12 protein-coding genes are annotated in these 19,943 nt (G+C 72.6%); 10 read left to right on the top strand and 2 right to left on the bottom strand.

Annotation, left to right across the window (positions count from 1 at the left end; translation table 11 throughout):
• Positions 1-141: 141 nt before the first annotated feature.
• The 3 genes from Sspor_RS18345 to Sspor_RS18335 all read left to right on the top strand — a co-directional run bounded on the left by Sspor_RS18345 (position 142) and on the right by Sspor_RS18335 (position 3,817).
• Positions 142-771, top strand: coding sequence for a sigma-70 family RNA polymerase sigma factor (locus Sspor_RS18345; RefSeq protein WP_030389108.1), 630 nt, complete (start codon positions 142-144; stop codon positions 769-771).
• Positions 772-1,033: 262 nt separating this feature from the next.
• Positions 1,034-2,533: an IMP dehydrogenase gene (gene guaB, locus Sspor_RS18340; RefSeq protein ID WP_202200121.1), complete on the top strand. Its 1,500-nt coding sequence runs from the start codon at positions 1,034-1,036 to the stop codon at positions 2,531-2,533.
• A gap of 159 nt (positions 2,534-2,692) precedes the next feature.
• Positions 2,693-3,817, top strand: a complete 1,125-nt coding sequence (locus tag Sspor_RS18335; protein WP_030767410.1) for a GuaB3 family IMP dehydrogenase-related protein — start codon at positions 2,693-2,695, stop codon at positions 3,815-3,817.
• Between the two features lie 157 nt (positions 3,818-3,974).
• Here Sspor_RS18335 and Sspor_RS18330 read toward each other — a convergent pair whose 3' ends face one another.
• Both Sspor_RS18330 and Sspor_RS18325 read right to left on the bottom strand, forming a co-directional pair.
• Positions 3,975-4,445, bottom strand: coding sequence for a hypothetical protein (locus Sspor_RS18330; protein WP_202200120.1), 471 nt, complete (start codon positions 4,443-4,445; stop codon positions 3,975-3,977).
• Between the two features lie 115 nt (positions 4,446-4,560).
• A complete protein-coding gene (locus tag Sspor_RS18325) occupies positions 4,561-5,790 on the bottom strand; it encodes a nucleotide sugar dehydrogenase (RefSeq protein WP_202200119.1) in 1,230 nt (409 codons plus the stop codon).
• Positions 5,791-6,019: 229 nt separating this feature from the next.
• Here Sspor_RS18325 and Sspor_RS18320 point away from each other — a divergent pair, with 229 nt between their 5' ends.
• From Sspor_RS18320 to Sspor_RS18290, 7 genes are all read left to right on the top strand, one after another.
• Positions 6,020-7,726 (top strand): glycerol-3-phosphate dehydrogenase/oxidase, encoded by a 1,707-nt coding sequence (locus Sspor_RS18320; protein ID WP_202200118.1) that lies wholly within the window; start codon positions 6,020-6,022, stop codon positions 7,724-7,726.
• Between the two features lie 503 nt (positions 7,727-8,229).
• Entirely contained in the window at positions 8,230-10,221 is a 1,992-nt protein-coding gene (locus Sspor_RS18315; RefSeq protein WP_202203722.1) for a serine/threonine-protein kinase, read from the top strand.
• A gap of 78 nt (positions 10,222-10,299) precedes the next feature.
• Positions 10,300-12,786: a serine/threonine kinase C-terminal domain-containing protein gene (locus Sspor_RS18310; protein ID WP_202200117.1), complete on the top strand. Its 2,487-nt coding sequence runs from the start codon at positions 10,300-10,302 to the stop codon at positions 12,784-12,786.
• A 125-nt stretch (positions 12,787-12,911) separates the two neighbouring features.
• Positions 12,912-14,513, top strand: coding sequence for a serine/threonine-protein kinase (locus tag Sspor_RS18305; protein WP_202200116.1), 1,602 nt, complete (start codon positions 12,912-12,914; stop codon positions 14,511-14,513).
• Between the two features lie 93 nt (positions 14,514-14,606).
• On the top strand, positions 14,607-16,238 hold the full coding sequence (locus Sspor_RS18300) for a succinic semialdehyde dehydrogenase (protein WP_202200115.1): 1,632 nt from the start codon (positions 14,607-14,609) through the stop codon (positions 16,236-16,238).
• An 11-nt stretch (positions 16,239-16,249) separates the two neighbouring features.
• Positions 16,250-18,043 (top strand): GMC oxidoreductase, encoded by a 1,794-nt coding sequence (locus Sspor_RS18295; protein WP_202200114.1) that lies wholly within the window; start codon positions 16,250-16,252, stop codon positions 18,041-18,043.
• A 166-nt stretch (positions 18,044-18,209) separates the two neighbouring features.
• Positions 18,210-19,895 (top strand): LPXTG cell wall anchor domain-containing protein, encoded by a 1,686-nt coding sequence (locus tag Sspor_RS18290; RefSeq protein ID WP_202200113.1) that lies wholly within the window; start codon positions 18,210-18,212, stop codon positions 19,893-19,895.
• Positions 19,896-19,943 lie beyond the last annotated feature (48 nt).

The raw sequence follows: 19,943 nt of genomic DNA, 5'->3' as shown, positions 1-19,943 counted from the left end.
GTGGAGTCTCTCGGGGACTATTCGGCCGAGCGGGAGGGGAGGGCGCAGATGATGAGTTCCGGCGCACCTGCTCATAACGCTTCGATGCACAACAAGGGCCATGGCGGCGCGGATGCTCCGGCGCCAAGGCACCATGGATTGATGCGCGACGACGAGGCCCTGGGGTCACCCGCGGCCACAGGCCCGACCGGCGCCGCCAAAGGCGGCAGTGCCGGGGGCGTCAGCGCGCTCGTACGCAGGGCGGTGGAGGGCGACGAGCAGGCCACGCACGACCTGCTCGCCTTCGTGCACCCCCTCGCGATCCGCTACTGCCGCACCCGGCTCTCGCGATTGCCGGGTGACGCTCGTCACTTCGTGGAAGACCTGGCGCAGGAGGTGTGCGTCGCCGTCCTGATGGCGCTGCCGCGCTACCGGGACACCGGGCGGCCCTTCGAGGCCTTCGTCTTCGCGATCGCCGCACACAAGGTCGCCGACCTGCAGCGGGCCGCCATGCGGCACCCGGGCAGCACCGCCGTGCCCTCCGACGAGATGCCGGAGCGGCCCGACGACTCGCTGGGCCCCGAGGAGCGCGCGCTGCTGAGCAGCGACGCGGCCTGGGCCAAGAAGCTGCTGGCCAATCTTCCGGAGAACCAGCGCGAGCTCCTCGTGCTGCGGGTGGCCGTCGGGCTGACCGCGGAGGAGACCGGGCAGATGCTCGGCATGTCCCCGGGGGCCGTGCGCGTGGCCCAGCACCGCGCGCTCAGCCGGCTGCGGGCCCTCGCCGAGCAGTAGGCGGGCGGCCGCTCGGACCGCATGGACCGTCGTCGGCTCCCTCGGAGCCCTGCCGGGGTCCTGGAAAGCCTCGTCGGCGTCTCTCGGGTTTCACGCGGGCCGGCCGTCGCGGTCCGTGCCGGTAGCTCCGCGTGGGCCTCGGTCGCGGGCCGCAGTCGTAGGAAACGACGAAACTTCCGCATGACCTTGGTCGTGGAATGAGACGCGTCGGGATCCCGTTAGCATGGACATCCGCGCTGAGCAAGACCATTGGGAAGGTGTCATGACCGCCGACGGAGTGCCCGACAAATTCGCCACGCTCGGACTGACCTACGACGACGTGCTGCTGCTGCCGGGCGCGTCGGACATGTCGCCTGACGCGATCGACACCTCTTCCCTCATCTCGCGCAACGTGCGCGTCAACGTTCCGCTGCTGTCCGCCGCCATGGACAAGGTCACCGAGGCCCGCATGGCCATCGCCATGGCCCGTCAGGGCGGCGTCGGCGTGCTGCACCGCAACCTCTCCATCGCCGACCAGGCCAACCAGGTCGACCTGGTCAAGCGCTCCGAGTCCGGCATGGTCACCGACCCGATCACGGTGCACCCGGACGCGACGCTGCGCGAGGCCGACCAGCTCTGCGCGAAGTTCCGCATCTCCGGCGTCCCGGTCACCGACCCCGCCGGCAAGCTGCTGGGCATCGTCACCAACCGCGACATGGCCTTCGAGTCGGACCGCAGCCGCCAGGTGCGCGAGGTCATGACCCCGATGCCGCTGGTCACGGGCAAGGTCGGCATCTCCGGCGTGGACGCCATGGAGCTGCTGCGCCGCCACAAGATCGAGAAGCTTCCGCTGGTCGACGACGCGGGCATCCTCAAGGGCCTCATCACGGTCAAGGACTTCGTCAAGGCCGAGAAGTACCCGAACGCCGCCAAGGACAAGGGCGGCCGGCTCCTCGTCGGTGCGGCCGTCGGCGTCGCCGGCGACGCGTACGAGCGCGCCCAGGCCCTGATCGAGGCGGGCGCCGACTTCATCGTCGTCGACACCGCCCACGGTCACTCCCGCCTGGTCGGCGACATGGTCGCCAAGATCAAGTCGAACTCCACCGTCGACGTCATCGGCGGCAACGTCGCCACGCGCGACGGCGCCCAGGCGCTGATCGACGCCGGCTGCGACGGCATCAAGGTCGGCGTCGGCCCCGGCTCCATCTGCACCACCCGCGTCGTCGCCGGCATCGGCGTCCCGCAGGTCACCGCGATCTACGAGGCCTCGCTCGCCGCCAAGGCGGCCGGTGTCCCGGTCATCGGCGACGGCGGCCTCCAGTACTCCGGCGACATCGCCAAGGCCCTGGTCGCGGGCGCCGACACGGTGATGCTCGGCTCGCTGCTCGCGGGCTGCGAGGAGTCCCCGGGCGAGCTGCTCTTCATCAACGGCAAGCAGTTCAAGTCGTACCGCGGCATGGGTTCGCTCGGCGCGATGCAGTCCCGCGGCGAGCAGAAGTCCTTCTCCAAGGACCGCTACTTCCAGGAGGGCGTGGGCGGCGACGACAAGCTCATCCCCGAGGGCATCGAGGGCCAGGTCCCCTACCGCGGCCCGCTGTCCGCGGTCGTGCACCAGCTCGTCGGCGGCCTGCGCCAGTCGATGTTCTACGTCGGCGGCCGTACGGTCCCCGAGCTGCAGGACCGCGGCCGGTTCGTCCGGATCACCTCGGCGGGCCTCAAGGAGAGCCACCCGCACGACATCCAGATGACGGTCGAGGCGCCGAACTACTCCCGCAAGGGCTGAGTCGGCGCGCGCGAGCGGTGACGAGGGGGCGGGCCCGGACGACCGGGCCCGCCCCCTCCCCGTTGCCGGGCCACGGCGTCCGCACAGCGGTCAGGGGAACGCGACTCTCCGGCGTTCGGGGATACTGGACGGGCAGACCCAGAGGAAAGGCCACCACACGTGACTGAGATCGAGATCGGGCGCGGCAAGCGCGGCCGCAGGGCGTACGCGTTCGACGACATCGCCATCGTCCCGAGCCGGCGTACCCGGGACCCGAAGGAGGTCTCGATCGCCTGGCAGATCGACGCATACCGCTTCGAGCTCCCCTTCCTGGCCGCCCCCATGGACTCGGTCGTCTCCCCGCAGACCGCCATCCGCATCGGCGAGCTCGGCGGCCTCGGCGTGCTGAACCTCGAAGGCCTGTGGACCCGGTACGAGGACCCGCAGCCGCTGCTCGACGAGATCACGGAGCTGGACGAGGAGGCGGCCACCCGCCGCCTCCAGGAGATCTACTCCGCGCCGATCCAGGCGGACCTGATCCGGCAGCGGATCAAGGAGGTGCGCGACTCGGGCGTCGTCACCGCCGCCGCGCTCTCCCCGCAGCGTACGGCCGAGTTCTCCAAGGCCGTCGTCGACGCGGGCGTGGACATCTTCGTGATCCGCGGCACCACCGTGTCGGCCGAGCACGTGTCGGGCGCCGCCGAACCGCTGAACCTCAAGCAGTTCATCTACGAGCTCGACGTCCCGGTCATCGTCGGCGGCTGCGCCACCTACACGGCGGCCCTGCACCTGATGCGCACCGGCGCGGCCGGTGTCCTCGTCGGCTTCGGCGGCGGCGCCGCGCACACCACGCGCAACGTGCTCGGCATCCAGGTCCCGATGGCGACCGCCGTCGCGGACGTGGCCGCGGCCCGCCGCGACTACATGGACGAGTCCGGCGGCCGCTACGTGCACGTCATCGCCGACGGCGGCGTGGGCTGGTCGGGCGACATCCCGAAGGCCGTCGCCTGCGGCGCCGACGCCGTGATGATGGGCTCCCCGCTGGCCCGCGCCACCGACGCGCCCGGCAAGGGCAACCACTGGGGCATGGAGGCCGTCCACGAGGACGTGCCGCGCGGCAAGAAGGTCGACCTCGGCACCGTGGGCACCACCGAGGAGATCCTCACCGGTCCCTCGCACACCCCGGACGGGTCGATGAACATCTTCGGCGCCCTGCGCCGCTCGATGGCCACCACCGGCTACAGCGAGCTCAAAGAGTTCCAGCGGGTCGAGGTCACGATCGCGGACTCGCAGCACAGCCGCTGACCGTTCCCCCGGTACGCACGGAGGGCCGGCACCCCGCTCGGGGTGCCGGCCCTCCGGCGTGTCCGGGGCCGTGGGCCCGCTCAGCGGGCGGCGGCCGTGCCTGCACGCCGGGCGCCGGTACTCCGGGCTCCGTGCCCCGCGGGGGACGGCCGGTGCGTCAGGCGGCGGCCTTGCGGGCCGTCTGGAAGGCGGCGTAGGCCCCGATCGCGAAGAAGAGCACCGAGATCGGCTCGAACGTCTCCGTGTAGGACTGGTGCACCTGGGAGATCTCGCTCGTGAGCAGGTCGGTCACCGTGACGTCGTAGTCCTTGGAGATGGCGATCGCCTCGGCCAGGACGTAGCCGGCGTAGACGCCGGCGAGCGTCAGCGCGGCGCTCAGGACCGGGAGGACCGGGTTGCGGCCGCCGAGGCGGACCGCGACGAGGGCGACCAGGAATCCGACGCCGGCCGCCGCGTAGCCGATCTGGTACTCGATCGCGCCCATGAGACCGCCGTAGGCGGCGCCCGCGACCAGGGCGGTGACGGCCGCCCCGAGGATCGCGAGGCCGATGTTGCCGCTGCGGGCCGGGGCGGGGGCGGGGGCCGCCGTGAAGGAGTCGGGCGCGGGCGGCGTGAAGTTCTGGCTCATACGGAAGATCCCCCCGGGGATGTGCGCGCACATCCCCGGGGGACGTATGTGCGAGATAAGTGACGCCGCAGGCTAGCAGTGGCCCCGGACATTCCGTAGGGGGATTTTCCGGAGGTCAGAGGCGGTGGGCCGCGCCCACCGGGCTGGCGCCGCGGGTGTCCAGGAGCAGCTGGGCCTTCACGGCGAGGCCCTGCAGGTCGTAGGTGCGGTGGTGCTGGAGCAGGATGGTCAGGTCCGCGTTCGCGGCGGCCTCGTACAGCGACTCGGCGCGGGGGACCGGCTGGTCCCTGACCCGCCAGCCCGTGATGTACGGGTCGTGGTAGCTGATCAGCGCGCCCAGGTCGAGGAGGCGGCTGGCGATCTCGCGGGCCGGGGAGCCCTCCTGGTCGGCCAGGTCGGGCTTGTAGGTGACGCCGAGGAGCAGGACGCGGGCCCCGCGGGCGGATTTGCCGTGCTCGTTCAGCAGGGTGGCCGAGCGCTGGATGACGTACTGCGGCATCCGGTTGTTGATCTCCTGCGCCAGCCCGACCATGCGCAGGGGGTGCCCCGGGGTGCGCGTGGTGTGCGGGAGGTAGTTCGGGTCGAGCGGGACGCCGTGGCCGCCGACGCCGGGGCCGGGGCGGAAGGCCTGGAATCCGTAGGGCTTGGTCTCGGCGCAGCGGATGACGTCCCACAGGTCGACGCCGAGGTCGTGGCAGAGCACCGCCATCTCGTTCATGAGGGCGATGTTGACGTGGCGGTAGTTCGTTTCGAGGAGCTGTACGGTCTCGGCCTCGCGCAGCCCGCGGGCGCGGACCACCTTCTCGGTGAGGCGGGCGTAGAAGGCGTGCGCGGACTCCGTGCAGGCGGGGGTGAGGCCGCCGATCACCTTGGGGGTGTTGGAGATGCCGTGGGTGCGGTTGCCCGGGTCGTGGCGGCTGGGGGAGTAGGCCAGGTGGAAGTCCCGGCCTGCCCGCAGCCCGGATCCGGCTTCGAGGATCGGGCGGAGGTAGTCCTCGGTGACGCCCGGGTGGACGGCGGATTCGAGGATCACGGTGGTGTGGGGGCGCAGCCGGGCGGCGAGCGCGTGGCCGGCCTCGCCGACGGCGGAGAGGTCCAGTGCGCGGTCGGCGCCGAGCTGGGTGGGTGCGCAGATGACGGCCGTGCGGACCCGGCCGAGTTCGGCGGGGTTGGTGGTGACCCGGAAGCCGGCCGCCGACATGCGGCGGATCTCGGCGGCGGTGAGGGTGGAGTCCGTGACCGGACCGCTGTCGTAGCCGACCGTCTCGATTCCGGCGGCGACGGCCGCCTGGGCGAGTGGGAGGCCGAGATGGCCGAGTCCGATGACGGCGAGATCTGCGGGCATGGGGGTGCCGTCCCTTCCCTGACATGAGGGGGCTGCCGCGCAAGTTCTCCGGGGGGCAGGGGAGCTGGCGCAATGTCAGACTAGGCGTATATATGACAGATATGTCGCATTCTGGGGTGAACGCCACCGTTGTGTTGTCCACAGGCGGTGGCTGATGTGGGTGCGGGCGGTCAGAATCGTGGAACGGGGCATGTGAGCGGGATCTCATCCGCACCAACGGGAGGCAGCCGTGAGGACAGCGACACTGGGGCCGGTGCAGCGGGCCGAGGCCCTCACCCGGATGGCCGAGCGGGAACTGGACGTGCTGGTGGTGGGCGCGGGCGTGGTGGGCGCCGGCACCGCGCTCGACGCCGTGACGCGCGGCCTGTCGACCGGGCTGGTGGAGGCGCGTGACTGGGCCTCGGGCACCTCCAGCCGCTCCAGCAAGCTGATCCACGGCGGCCTGCGGTACCTGGAGATGCTCGATTTCGCCCTCGTGCGCGAGGCGCTGAAGGAGCGCGGCCTGCTGCTGGAGCGCCTCGCCCCGCACCTGGTGAGGCCCGTGCCCTTCCTGTACCCCTTGCAGCACAAGGGCTGGGAGCGGATCTACGCCGGAGCGGGCGTCGCGATGTACGACGCGATGTCGGTCTCCAGCGGCCACGGACGCGGCCTGCCCGTGCACCGGCACCTGTCGCGGGGACGTGCGCTACGGGTGGCGCCGGCGCTCCGCAAGGACGCACTGGTGGGGGCCCTGCAGTACTACGACGCCCAGATGGACGACGCGCGCTACGTCACCACGCTGGTGCGCACGGCCGCCGCGTACGGGGCGCACTGCGCCAATCGGGCGAGGGTCGTCGGCTTCCTGCGCGAGGGCGAACGGGTGGTCGGCGCGCGGGTACGGGACGTGGAAGGCGGAGTCGAGTACGAGATCCGCGCGAAGCAGGTCGTGAACGCGACGGGGGTGTGGACGGACGACACCCAGGCGCTGATCGGGGAACGCGGCCAGTTCCACGTGCGGGCCTCGAAGGGCATCCATCTGGTCGTACCGAAGGACCGGATCCATTCGAGCACCGGGCTGATCCTGCGGACCGAGAAGTCGGTGCTGTTCGTCATCCCGTGGGGCCGGCACTGGATCGTGGGGACCACGGACACCGACTGGGACCTGGACAAGGCGCATCCGGCGGCGTCGAGCGCCGACATCGACTACCTGCTGGAGCACGTGAACTCGGTGCTGGCGGTGCCGCTCACGCGTGACGACGTCCAGGGCGTGTACGCGGGCCTGCGGCCGCTGCTGGCCGGGGAGTCGGACGCGACGAGCAAGCTGTCGCGCGAGCACACGGTGGCGCACCCGGTGCCGGGGCTGGTGGTGGTCGCCGGCGGCAAGTACACGACGTACCGGGTCATGGCGAAGGACGCGGTCGACGAGGCGGTGCACGGCCTGGACCAGCGCGTCGCGGAATGCGTGACGGAGGACGTGCCGCTGGTGGGGGCGGAGGGGTACCGGGCCCTGTGGAACGGGCGGGCGCGGATCGCGGCCCGGGCGGGCCTTCATGTGGTGCGGGTGGAACACCTGTTGAACCGCTTCGGGTCGCTGACGGAGGAACTGCTGGACCTGATGGCCGCCGATCCGGGACTGCGGGAGCCGGTGTCCGGGGCGGACGACTACCTGCGCGCGGAAATCGTGTACGCGGCCTCGCACGAGGGGGCCCGGCACCTGGACGACGTGCTGACGCGGCGGACGCGGATCTCGATCGAGACCTTCGACCGGGGGACGCGGTCGGCGCGGGAATGTGCGGAGTTGATGGCTCCGGTTCTGGGGTGGGACAAGCAGCAGATCGAGAAGGAAGTGGAGCACTACGAGAAGCGGGTCCAGGCCGAGCGGGAATCGCAGCGCCAGCCGGACGACCAGACGGCGGACGCGGCGCGGCTGGGGGCGCCCGACATCGTTCCGTTGTAACTCCGGGATGCGGAGGGGGGAACCGCAGACCCGGGGCGCCCGTCCGTTGCGGAGTGAGGAACAATGAGGGTTCTGCCGGGGCGGGTTATCGCGAGCCCCGGCCGCCGGGTCGCTCAGCCGCTGGGGCAGGCGGAGCAGCGGCACGATCGCAGAGGGGACGCATGTCGAAGCCGGAGCACACCGAGTCGCCTGCCGGGTCGCCTGCCGGGTCGCCTGCGGCGAAGCCCAGCAGCGAGAAGTCCGGGGCAGACGCCGCGGCTTCGGCTGCCGGGACGCCTGCGGCGAAGCCTGAGGGTGGCAAGCCCGGGCTGGGCAAGGCCGTGCCCGCGCCCGAGGGTGCGAAGCCTGCGGCTGATGCTGCGTCGGCGGCGGAGCCCGAGGACGTGAAGCCCGAGGCCGCGAAGCCGGGGCCGGGCAAGGCCGTGCCCGAGGCCAAGCCTGAGGGCGTGAAGGCCGAGGCCGGCAAGCCGGCGGTCAATCCTGTCGTCGAGAAGGCCGATGCCATGGCCGCCGCCGTCAAGGCCGCCGCGGCCAAGGCCGCCGAGAGCGGGCAGGACGAGGGGCGGCTGCTGGCCGGGCGGTACCGGCTGGGGGCCGTCCTCGGCAAGGGCGGGATGGGTACCGTCTGGCGGGCCCAGGACGAGACCCTGGGCCGGACCGTCGCCGTCAAGGAACTCCGCTTCAGCACCGGGGTCGACGAGGACGAGAAGCGACGCCTCATCACCCGTACCCTCCGCGAGGCCAAGGCCATCGCCCGGATCCGCAGCGGCGGCGCCGTCACCGTCTACGACGTCGTCGACGAGGACGGCCGGCCGTGGATCGTCATGGAGCTCATCGAGGGCGCCTCGCTCGCCGAGTTCATACGGGAGAACGGCCCCCTCACGCCGCACCGCGCCGCCGAGGTCGGCCTCGCGGTGCTCGACGTGCTGCGCGCCGCGCACGGCCAGGGCATCCTGCACCGGGACGTGAAGCCCTCGAACGTGCTCATCGCCGGCAACGGCCGTGTCGTCCTGACCGACTTCGGCATCGCGCAGGTCGAGGGCGACCCCTCCGTCACCTCCACCGGCATGCTCGTCGGCGCCCCCTCCTACATCTCCCCCGAGCGCGCCCGCGGCCACAAGCCCGGCCCGCCCGCCGACATGTGGTCGCTCGGCGGTCTGCTGTACGCCTCCGTCGAGGGAGTGCCCCCGTACGACAAGGGGTCCGCGCTCGCCACCCTCACCGCGGTGATGACCGAGCCCGTGGACCCGCCCAAGAACGCCGGTCCGCTGACCGAGGTCATCTACGGCCTGCTCGCCAAGGACCCGACCCACCGGCTCGACGAAGCCCGCACCCGGGCCATGCTGACGGCCGTCCTCGCGGCGCCCGAGCCCGTGCCGGCCCCCGTGGCGGTTCCGGTGGCGGAGGAGACCCGGCAGATCTCGCTGGCCGACGCCAAGGAGGCCGTGGAGAAGGCCGCCGCGGACAAGGCGGAGAAGGCGGCCGAGCGGGCGGCGAAGAAGGAACGCGAGCGCCGTGACCGCGAGCAGCGCGAACGCGCCCGCGCCGCGCTGAAGGCCGCCCGCAAGGCCGCGACGGCCGCGGCCGCCACCACGGCCGCCTCCGCCGCGGAGCCGCCGAAGTCCAAGCCGTCCCCCGTCAAGGCGCCGCTCACGGACGTCATGCAGCGCCGCACCATGGTGCTCGCGGCGGCGGCCGTGGTCGTGGTGCTGGCGGTCGTCGGCTCGCTCATCGTCTACGCCCTGAGCGGCGACGACAAGGACCCCAAGGACGAGAGCAAGGGCGGCGGCAAGCCCACGCCGGCGGCCTCGGCCCCGAAGGACCCGGGCAGCGGCAGCGGCAGCGGCGGGACCGGGGAGACCTCCCCGAAGCCCTCGGGGAACACCGGCGAGACGGCCGGAAACGGCAGCGCGGGCACCGGAGCCGGTACCGGTACAGGTACCACCACCGGTACGGGCGGCGATGCCGGCCAGGGCCAGCAGCCCACGGCCGCCATCGCGGGACAGGGCGCCACCTCCGGGGGAGCGGGCGGTACCGTACCGGCCGGATTCGCCCTGGTGCAGGACTTCGGGTTCCACTTCTCGATGGTGATGCCCGAGGGCTTCAAGCACCTGGAGACGGCGGGCAAGAACTCGGGCGCCATCTACAGCCGCGCCAAGGACTTCCCGAAGATCCAGGTCGACTACACCGGACAGCCCGGCGACGACGCGCGCGCCGCCTGGGTCCAGCTCGCCCGCTCCGTGGGTCCCAGCAGCAGGGGGTACAAGCAGATCCGAATAGACACGGTGGAGTACAAGGGCTACCCGACCGTCGCGGACTGGGAGTTCGAGCGCCAGGAGAACGGCGTCACGATCCGGGTGCTCAACCGCGGGTTCAAGGTGGACGCCACGCACGGGTACGCCATCATGATCAGCTGCGCCGCCGACCAGTGGGACGGCCCTCAGTGCACCCAGATGCGCAACCTCGCCTTCGAGACCTTCCAGCCGCTCGGCTGACCCCGGGACGCGGGCGGCCCCGGCGACGTATCGTGTCGGAGGGGCCATGGGGAGCCCGCCGCACTCGGGGGAGGCGATGTGGAGGAGTACGCGGGCCGGATCCTGGCCGGCCGCTACCGCCTGCCCCTGCCGCCGTCCGATGAGTACGAACTGATCGAGACCCGCGCCTTCGACACGCGCAGCGGACAGGAAGTCCTGGTACGGCAGGTGCCGTTACCGGAAGTCGTGGACGCGGAGCTGCTGGACGGGCCGAGGGCCGTCCCGGCGGCGCGCCGCTCGCCCGCCGATCTGCCGGCCGTGCGCCGCGCCATCGAGGCGGCACAGGCGGCGGCTTCGATCCCGGACCATCCCCGGCTGGACCAGGTCTTCGACGTGTTCGCCGAGGGCGAGTCGCTGTGGATAGTGAGCGAACTGGTCCCGGCCAGGCCGCTGGCCGCGCTGATAGCCGATGAACCGCTGAGCCCCTACCGGGCCGCCGAGGTGGCGTCGGACGTGCTGACCGCGCTGAGGGTGCTGCACGCGCACGGCTGGACGCACCGGAACATCACCGTCCGGACGGTGTTGGTGTGTGAGGACGGGCGCGTCGTGCTGACGGGCCTCGCGGCCGGCGCGGCGGAGGAGGCCCTGTGCGGGTACGACCCCGTCCCGAGCGCCGAGGACTCCGGTGGCGGAGGGGCGGGGTGGGATGCCGCCAGCGTCAGCGCCAGCGCCACCGCCACCCCCGGCGTCGGAGCTCCGGTTCCGGCCTCGCTCCCCGGCCCTGCCGATGCCCCCGACCCCGACCCCGACCCCGGTCCGGTCCCGGCGCCGGCCGCCGACCCGGTCGACGTGGCGTACGCGCCGCTGGTGGCCCCCGGTTACGACACCGGGCCGCGGTACACCGACCACATCACCCCCGGCCGGCCGCAGGACCGCCCCGACCTCCAGGCCGCCGCGCGGGCCGGGGCCATCGCCGCCTACCGGGCCGGGGCCCGGGCGGCCGCCGCCCGGGTGACCGAGGAGCGCAGGGCCGGGGCGGGCGCCGAAGTCGAGGCCGGCGCGCCGCCCGAGCGCAGGCCCGCGGGGTCGACCCTCCCGCAGGGGTACTCGTACCCGTACGGCGGCCCGGAGACCGGCGTCGCCGCCCCCTGGCACGGCGCGACCCCCCGCCGGGCGGAGCTGCCCGCGGCCGCCGCGGAACCGGAACCGGAGCCCGCGTCCGTACCCGTACCCGTACCTCAGCCGGAACCGGTGCCGGAACCGGAACCGGCACCGCAGGAACAGTCCGAGCGCCCCGCCCTGCCCGCCCAACTCGCCCTGCCCCAGGGCTACCGGCAGGCCGAGGCCCCGGCCCCGGCCGCCCCCGGCCGACCCCGGCCGAACGGCTGGTCCGGCGGCCCCCGTACCGGCCTGGACGCCGAGCGCGCGCGGCAGACCCGGATGGCCGTCGTCGGGGCCGTCACCGAGCGGTGGGCCCCCGAGCAGGCCGGCCCCGTGCACGGACACTGGCAGCTCGCCGCCCCCGTCGGGCCCGCCACCGACCTCTGGGCGCTCGGCGCCCTGCTCTACCGCGCGGTCCAGGGGCACGCCCCGTACCCTGAGGACAGCGTCGCCGAGCTGGTCGAGATGGTCTGCGCGGAGCCGCCCGCCTTCGCCGAGGAGTGCGGTGCGCTCCGGCCGGTCGTGGAGTCGCTGCTGCGCCAGGACCCCACCGAGCGGCCCGACTTCGAGGAGCTCCGCGGCTGGCTGCGCTCGCTCGTACGGTCCGCGCCCGAGCCGGACGCCGGGTTCGCGACGCTCCCGATGCCGGAGCCGGATCCGGCGCGGCTGCCCGTCGTACGCCGCCGCGGCGAGGTCCACGGGCGGCACCGCAATCCCGCGGGACCCCGCAAGCCGCCGGCCCTCGGCCGGAGCCTGCTCGTCGGGATCCTGGTCCTCCTCGCCGGCGGGGTGGCGTACGCGATGCTGTTCCTGCCCCGGGCCGCCGACCAGGAGCCCGCGGGTGACGCCCGGGGCAGCACGACGCAGGCACCGGCGAAGCCCAGCCCCTCCCAGGTCCCTTCGGGTACGCCCGAGTCCAGGCCCGCCCCGCAGACGACGGCGCCCGCCGAATCGTCGGCCGCCCCGGCCCCCGCCCCGGCCGGCTACACCACCCAGCAGGACCCGGAGCACTTCGAGATCGCCGTGCCCGACGGCTGGGAGCGTCGCGGAATCAATGAGTCCGGTCAGGTGCGGTACACCGACGGGCAGTTCGTGCTGACCGTCGTTCCCGGCCGTGACAAGGTCCAGGGCAATCCGGATCCGGCGGCCTACCAGAAGGACAAGGAGCCGGAACTGACCCCGTACCGGACGTCCACCTGGTCGACCGTCGGCGATGTGAAGACCACCAAAGTGGGTCAGCAACTGCGGGCTACGGGCCGGTACACGTGGATCGACGGGACCGGCCGCAACGTCTTCGCGCGCAACTTCGTCGTGGCGCTGGGCGGCAGTTACCACGTCGTCCTGGTCACCGGTCCGGAGGACGAGCAGTCCAAAGTCACCGAGGTCTTCGAGAAGGCCACGGCGAGTTACAAGGCGGGCGGTTGAACGGATACTGACGACTGATCAGTACGGCGATTGCGTCACAGTGCCGTCTTTCGGCGCCCGGGCGGTTCCGGCAGCCCCTCCGGGCTCCGTAATCTGGCCTGAAGTGCAGAGAGCGGCGGGATTTCGTGGAACAGCAGACAGGTGGGGGCGCCGTGCTGGCGGGCCGGTACCGGCTCGTCGAGCCGATCGGCCGGGGCGGCATGGGCAAGGTGTGGCGTGCGCATGATGAGCTCCTCCACAGGACCGTCGCCGTCAAGGAACTGACGGCGGGTCTGTACGTCGCCCAGGCCGACCGGGACGTCATGCATGCCCGGACGCAGAAGGAGGCCCGGGCCGCGGCCCGGATCCAGCACCCGGCGGTCGTCACCGTCCACGACGTCCTGGAGCACGACGACCGGCCGTGGATCGTCATGGAGTACATCGACGGGCCCTCACTCGCGGACGCGGCCAAGGCGGCCGGGCGGATCGAGCCCCGCGAGGCGGCCCGGATCGGACTGCACGTGCTGGGCGCGCTGCGCGCCGCGCACGCGGTCGGCGTACTGCACCGTGACGTGAAGCCGGGCAACGTACTGCTCGCCAAGGACGGCCGGGTGCTGCTCACGGACTTCGGGATCGCCGCGATCGAGGGCGACTCGTCCATCACGCGCACCGGCGAGATCGTCGGCTCCATCGACTACCTGGCTCCCGAGCGCGTCACCGGGGGGATCCCCGACCCGTCCTCGGACCTGTGGTCGCTGGGCGCCACCCTGTACACGGCGGTCGAGGCCCGTTCCCCGTTCCGCCGTACGTCGCCCATCTCCAGCCTGCAGGCCGTGGTCAACGACGAGCCGCCGGCGCTGCGCCAGGCCGGGGCGCTGGGTCCGGTCATCACCTCCCTGCTGCGCAAGGATCCGACGGAGCGCCCCTCGGCCGAGGAGGCCGAGCGGATGCTGCTGGAGGCGATGGAGGGCCGGGAACCGAAGGCCGCGCAGGCGTACGTGCCCACGCGCGCGGTGAGTTCGGAGGAGCTGGCCCCGGCGCAGGAGCGGCCGCAGGCGCCGGCTCCGCCGGCGGAGATCGGACCGACGGCCGCACTGGCGGAGCCCCTGACGCCCGCGGCCACCACCACCACGACCACCGCCGACCCGGCCCGGGGCTGGCGGGGGCGGGCCGTGGTCGTGGCCCTGGTGGCGGCGCTGCTCGGCGGCGGCGGTGTGTTCGGGGTGCTCAAGTACACCGGGGACACGGGGGAGGACGACGGCCCGGACGAGGTGGTCACCACGGCGGGGCCCCCGGCGGGCTGGTCCAAGGTGACCGACCCCCTCGCCGGTTTCACCCTGTACGTCCCGGAGGGCTGGACGCGCAAGGCGAACGGCGACCAGATCGACTACACGCCGGACGACGGGAAGCACTTCATCCGGATCGCCTCCGACTCCACCCCGGACTACCGGGACCCGTACTCGCACCTGCTCGACCTGGAGAAGCAGGTGGCGAAGCGGACGGACTACAAGAAGGTGCGGCTGAACCAGAACACCTTCCGCGACAGCACCCGCGCCGCGCTCTGGGATTTCACCTGGACGGAGAAGCAGACCCACCCGGGTCCGCGCCGGGCCAAGGAGCAGATGTACGTCACCCCGGACGGCACGGAATACGCGATCTACATGTCGAGCCCGATCGCCGACTGGGCCACGACCGAGCAGCAGTTCGACATCGTGCTCAGCGGCTGGGAGCCGCCCAAGAAGCCCTGATCCCGGCATCCTGCCAGCGATCACTGGCGGAAAAGGCAAAATCCGGTTACCGGCGGGTACCCAAAGGCCTCCGGGCGCAATACGCTCACCGGCATGACGGACTCGCAGGCCTCCGACGCCCCCCTCCGCACCGCACCGCAGCCCACCAACCCGGTGGCCCCGGCCCCGGCCGGTGCCCGCACCGCCGCCGATGTGGTGACCCCCGACCTGGTCGCCCGGCTGACCCGCGGAGTGATCGGCTCCGGTCGTACCGCCAACCACACCCCCTTCACCGGGGCCCGGCTGGCGGAGCTCCCGGAGGCCACCCCCGAGGACGTCGCCGAGGCCTTCGACCGGGCCCGCACCGCCCAGGCCGCCTGGGCGGCCGTCCCCGTACGCCGGCGGGCGGCGGTCCTGCTGCGCTTCCACGACCTGGTCCTCGCCCGGCAGGCCGAGGTCCTCGACCTCATCCAGCTGGAGACGGGCAAGGCCCGCCTGCACGCCCACGAGGAGGTCCAGGCGGTCGCCGTCTCGTCCCGCCACTACGGCCGCAAGGCCCCCGGGTACCTGCGCCCCAAGGGCCACACCGGCGCCATGCCCACCCTCACCAAGGTCACCGAACTGCGCCAGCCGCGCGGGGTCGTCGGTCAGATCGCCCCCTGGAACTACCCCCTCGAACTGTCGGTCGGCGACGCCCTGCCCGCCTTCGTGTCGGGCAACGCGGTCGTCATGAAGCCCGACACCGAGACCGCCCTGACCGCCCTGTGGGCCCGTGACCTGCTGATCGAGGCCGGACTGCCCGCCGAGGTCTTCCAGATCGTGCTCGGCGAGGGCCCGGTCGTCGGCCCCGAGGTGGTCCGGCACGCCGACTACGTCTCCTTCACCGGCTCCACCCGCACCGGCCGCGAAGTCGCCCGGGGCGCCGCCGACCGCCTCGTCGGGGTGTCCCTCGAACTGGGCGGCAAGAACGCCATGCTCGTGCTGCACGACGCCGACATCGAGAAGGCCGCCGCGGGCGCCGTCCGCGCCTGCTTCTCCTCCGCCGGCCAGCTCTGCATCTCCATCGAGCGGCTCTACGTCCACGCCTCGATCGCCGACGCCTTCGTCGAGCGGTTCGCCGCCCGTACGAAGGCCATGCGGCTCGGCGCCTCCCTCGCGTACGGGGCGGACATGGGCTCCCTGGTCGGCGAGCGCCAGCTGGAGACCGTACAGCGGCACGTGGACGAGGCCGTCGCCAAGGGCGCCACCCTCGTCGCCGGCGGCACCGCCCGCCCCGACATCGGCCCGCTCTTCTACGAGCCCACCATCCTCGACGGCGTCGAGGCACCCATGGCGGTGTGCGGTGAGGAGACCTTCGGCCCCGTCGTCTCGATCTACCGCTTCACCGACGAGGACCGGGCGATCGACGAGGCCAACGCCACCGCCTACGGCCTGAACTCCAGCGTCTGGACCAAGGACGCACGCCGCGGCCACGCCGTCGCCGCGCGCCTGCGCACCGGCACCGTCAACATCAACGAGGGCTACGCCCCCGCCTACGGCAGCGCCCAGGCACCGATGGGCGGCATGAAGGACTCCGGCCTCGGCCGCCGCCACGGCTCCGAGGGCATCCTCAAGTACACCGAGGCCCAGACCGTCGCCCACCAGCGGCTGCTCCCGATGGCGCCCTCGCTGGGCATGGACGACGAGAAGTACGCGGCGTTCATGACCCGCAGCCTCAAGGTCATGAAGGCCCTCCGACTCCGCTAAGGGGCAGCACCGTGTCTGAGTCGTACGACTACGACGTCCTCGTCATCGGATCCGGCTTCGGCGGATCGGTCTCGGCCCTGCGGCTGACCGAGAAGGGCTACCGGGTCGGCGTCCTGGAGGCCGGACGCCGCTTCACCCGCGAGAGCCTGCCGAAGAACAGCTGGGACCTGCGCAACTACCTGTGGGCTCCGGCCCTCGGGCTGTACGGGATCCAGCGGATCCACCTGCTCGGCAACGTGATGGTGCTCGCGGGCGCCGGTGTCGGCGGCGGCTCGCTCAACTACGCCAACACCCTGTACGTGCCGCCCACCGCCTTCTTCGAGGACCCGCAGTGGGCCTCGGTCACCGACTGGCGGGACGAGCTCACCCCCTACTACGAGCAGGCCAAGCGGATGCTCGGGGTGCGCCTCAACCCGACCATGACCCCCTCCGACGTCCACCTCAAGGCGGCCGCCGGGAAGATGGGCGTCGCGGACTCCTTCCACATGGCCCCGGTCGGCGTCTTCTTCGGGGACGGGCAGGACGGCCAGGAGGGAGCGGCGCCCAGGGTCCGGCCCGGGGACGAGGTCCCCGACCCGTACTTCGGCGGCGCCGGCCCCTCCCGCAAGGCCTGCACCGAATGCGGCGAGTGCATGACCGGCTGCCGGCACGGGGCGAAGAACACCCTGAACGAGAACTACCTGTACCTCGCCGAACGGGCCGGCGCCGTCATCCACCCGATGACCACGGTCACCGCGCTCTCCGACCACCCCGAGGGCGGCTACCGCGTCCGCACCGTCCCCACCGACGGCCGCCGCCGGGGCCGGGCGAAGGTGCTGCGCGCCCGGTACGTCGTCGTCGCGGCGGGCACCTACGGAACGCAGACCCTGCTGCACACGATGAAGGACCGCGGCGAGCTCCCGCGGCTCTCGCGGCGGCTCGGGGAACTGACCCGGACCAACTCCGAGGGCATCGTCGGCGCGCAGACCGACGACCGCCGCTACCGCAGGCGGCACGGAGACGACCGCCGGACCGACTTCACCCGGGGCGTGGCGATCACCTCGTCCGTGCACCCCAACGCCGACACCCACATCGAACCCGTCCGCTACGGCAAGGGCTCCAACGCCATGGGGTTCATGACCGTCCTGCAGGTGCCCTACAGCGCCCACCGGGTGCGTGCCTGGTTCGCGCGCAGTGCCCGGCACCCGGTGCAGTTCGCCCGCTCGCTGTCCAACCGGCGCTGGTCGGAGCGGACCATCATCGGCCTGGTCATGCAGTCGCTGGACAACTCCCTGACCACCTACCGCAAGCCCGGCGGGATCGGGAAGGGCCTGCTCACCGCCCGCCAGGGCCACGGCACCCCGAACCCGGTCCAGATCGCGGAGGCCACACAGGCCGCCACCCTGCTGGCCGAGGAGATCAACGGCTTCCCGGGCAGCAACGTCGGCGAGCTGATGGGGACCCCGCTGACCGCGCACTTCCTGGGCGGCTGCCCGATCGGCGCCTCGCCCGAGGAAGGTGTGGTGGACCCGTACCACCGGCTGTACGGGCACCCGGGCATCTCGGTGGTGGACGGCGCGGCCGTCTCCGCGAACCTCGGGGTGAACCCGTCGCTGACGATCACCGCGCAGGCGGAACGGGCGATGTCGTACTGGCCGAACAACGGCGAGCGGGACCCGCGGCCCGAGCAGGGATCCGCGTACGTCCGCCTGGAGGCGGTGGAGCCGGTGCGCCCCGCGGTCCCCAAGGACGCGTTCGGCGCGCTGAGGCTGCCTTTCCTGGCGGTCCCCGAAATTCCCCCACGGGATCCGGAACCGGCCGGATGACAGCGGTGGGTACCGCGCTCCCCCTCCGAGCGCGGTACCCACCGCGGTACATACGTGACAGATGTTCAGCCTTGATGGTTGTACCGGAATCCGCAGGGCCGGGCTGTGGTGTCGATCACACAGGGGAGTGTGCAACTGCGACTCCTGTTCGGCAGTCAACGGCTGCATGAGAAAGCGCACCTCCCTGCTGGCTGCCGGTGCCCTCGTGGCCCTGGGGCTGGCCACCACTCCCGCACATGCCGCGGACCCCGTCTTCACCCTGGCCGGACCGGCCGGGATCGGCCTGCGCCCGCACCCCGGACAGGGCGGTGAGCCGCAGAAGACCTCGGTCGAGTTCCGGATCGTCAACGACTCCGACAAGACGTTCGACCGCCAGAGCACCTTCACGATCGACCTGGGCGCCCTCAAGGGCATCGCCGACGTGACGCTCGCCAAGCACCAGGGCGCGGACTGCAAGCTCACGGCCGCGGCCGTGACCTGCAAGCGCTGGGCCCTGTGGACGGGCGAGAGCACCGTCGTGGACCTGGACCTCACTGCGGCCAAGGACAGCAAGGTCGGTGCGACCGCGGACCTGACGGTCACCGGCGCGGCGGAAGGCGCCACCTTCAAGTCCGCGACGACCAAGGTGCGCGTCGGCGGCCCCGACCTGGTGCTGGAGCGGGCCAGGCTGAAGGCGGAGCAGAAGCCGGGCGACAAGCAGAACCTGTCGATCGTCTTCGCCAACGAGGGCACGGACCCCGTCGACGGCGTGGTGCTCGAAATGCGCACCTCGCACGGCATCGACCTGGTCGAGCAGTACGACAACTGCTCCTACTCCGACGACACCCGTCCGGGCCGGCCGTGGACCACGGGCTGGACCACGGTCCAGTGCCTGCTGGAAGGCGAGTACGAGCCGGGCGCGGTCTACGGCGTCGACGGCCCGCTGACCCTCAAGGCCGCCCCGCACGCCTTCATGGACGGCCTGACCTACGCGGTGTACGCGGCCGGCGACCAGCCGAAGGCGGCGAAGAACCGCGCGCCCGCGAGCGCGGCCAAGCCGGCGGGCGGCAACAAGCTGGCCGCGGCGAAGCAGGCTCCCAAGGCCGCGGCCCGCTCCGCCCAGCCGGCGGCGGACCTCGACCCCTGGAACAACATCCAGGAGTTCGACTTCGCGACGCGCAACACCGCCGACCTGGTGGCCACGGGCGCGTCCCTCACGGGCAAGGCCGGTGACACGGTCGACGTCGACTTCGGGTTCCGCAACAACGGCCCCGCGTGGGTCGCCGACCTGCGCCTCGGTGACGACATCGCCCGGACCGACGTCGTGATCCCGGCGGGAGCGAGGGTCACGAAGGTCCCGGCCGGATGCAAGGGTGTCAATGCGGACGGCGGCGACCGCGAGCAGGCGCTGGGCGCGCCGCGCTACTTCTGCTCCTCCGGCCATGTCGTCGGGGAGAAGGAGACGTTCTCCTACCCGTTCCAGCTGAAGATCGAGAAGGCCGTGGCGGACGCCAAGGGCTCGGTCACGGTCGGCCGGGCGACGCCGCAGGGCACCACGGGCCAGCGCTGGGACCCGAACCACGGCAACGACACGGCGGCCCTCGTGATCAACGCGAAGGGCACCGGACCGACCCCGTCCCCGACCCCGAGCGGCACCACCACGGCCTCGCCGGCCCCGACCGGCTCCGCGACGCCCACCGCGACCACGACGCCGAGCGGCTCGGCCACCGGTACGGGTGTCACGGCCAACGGCGGCGGCCTCGCCTCCACCGGCAGCTCCGCCCAGGCGATCGCGCTCGGCGGCGCGGTGCTCCTGGCCGTCGGCGGCGGGCTGTTCCTGGCGTTCCGCCGCAAGGCGGGCGGGCACGCCTGACCGCGTACGCCACGTACGCGCGACCACGCAGAACGGCCGGCCCGGGGC

Origin of the sequence: Streptomyces spororaveus (assembly GCF_016755875.1) — a bacterium.
GTDB classification, from domain to species: Bacteria; Actinomycetota; Actinomycetes; order Streptomycetales; family Streptomycetaceae; genus Streptomyces; species Streptomyces spororaveus.
Note: the sequence above shows the minus strand (reverse complement) of the source record. Positions and strands in the feature narration are given on the sequence as shown.

What these genes read in the sequence shown, in the direction of transcription:
- Sspor_RS18345 (WP_030389108.1), top strand. Translation starts at nt 142, where the DNA reads ATGCGCGACGACGAGGCCCTGGGGTCACCCGCGGCCACAGGCCCGACC.
- guaB (WP_202200121.1), top strand. Translation starts at nt 1,034, where the DNA reads ATGACCGCCGACGGAGTGCCCGACAAATTCGCCACGCTCGGACTGACC.
- Sspor_RS18330 (WP_202200120.1), bottom strand. Translation starts at nt 4,445, where the DNA reads ATGAGCCAGAACTTCACGCCGCCCGCGCCCGACTCCTTCACGGCGGCC.
- Sspor_RS18325 (WP_202200119.1), bottom strand. Translation starts at nt 5,790, where the DNA reads ATGCCCGCAGATCTCGCCGTCATCGGACTCGGCCATCTCGGCCTCCCA.
- Sspor_RS18315 (WP_202203722.1), top strand. Translation starts at nt 8,230, where the DNA reads ATGGCCGCCGCCGTCAAGGCCGCCGCGGCCAAGGCCGCCGAGAGCGGG.
- Sspor_RS18300 (WP_202200115.1), top strand. Translation starts at nt 14,607, where the DNA reads ATGACGGACTCGCAGGCCTCCGACGCCCCCCTCCGCACCGCACCGCAG.
- Sspor_RS18290 (WP_202200113.1), top strand. Translation starts at nt 18,210, where the DNA reads ATGAGAAAGCGCACCTCCCTGCTGGCTGCCGGTGCCCTCGTGGCCCTG.